Raw genomic sequence first — 709 nt, forward strand, 5'->3', positions numbered from 1 at the left:
GCGCCTGATCTCACGAGGCCTGGGCCGCGCCGACCTGGTGGCTTGCGCATCCCACCTGACCCAGCGCGCCCTCCTCGCCCTCGGCCTTGCCGAGGAAGGCAAGGTCGATACCGTGCTCAATGGGCTGAATGACGATTTCTCGCCTGTTGCCCTGCGGGAGGCCGAGCCCCTCCTTCGCCGTTTTGGCCTGACGCCTGCAGACAAGTACCTGATCCACGTAGGGGGTGACCTGCCACGCAAGAATCGCCGCATGGTCGTGGAAGCTTTCGCCGCACTGCATCGACGTGCGGTCGAGACCGGCACACCCGCGGTGGTCCAGAAAGTTCTCTTCGTCGGGCCCCAGCTCGCCCCTGATCTGGCAGAGATCGCAGTTCGGCACGGCCTGGCGGACCGGGTGACCACCGTTCAGAAGATCTCCCACGAGGAGCTGCGCGCTCTTTATTCGTGCGCCACCGCCTTGCTCTTCCCCTCCCTGCACGAAGGCTTCGGCTGGCCTGTCATCGAGGCGCAAGCCTGCGGTTGCCCGGTCTTCACGTCAGACCTCGCGCCCATGAACGAGATCGGCGGCGATGGTGCGGTCTACATCGACCCGACCGACCCTGCGGCGATTGCAGCAGAGATCGAGGAGGCTGCGCCCCGCTTCGGCGAACTGCGCAGGCACGGGCTTTCCAACGCGTTGCAGTACGCATCCACGACGATGGCCTCGGGC

1 protein-coding gene is annotated in these 709 nt (G+C 66.0%); it reads left to right on the forward strand.

The window, feature by feature from the left end; translation table 11 throughout:
- Positions 1-709: glycosyltransferase (locus AC1DTN_RS37830; RefSeq protein ID WP_477925263.1), on the forward strand; the 709-nt coding region annotated here is incomplete at both ends.

The organism is Rhizobium sp. 01T444, assembly GCF_056398305.1.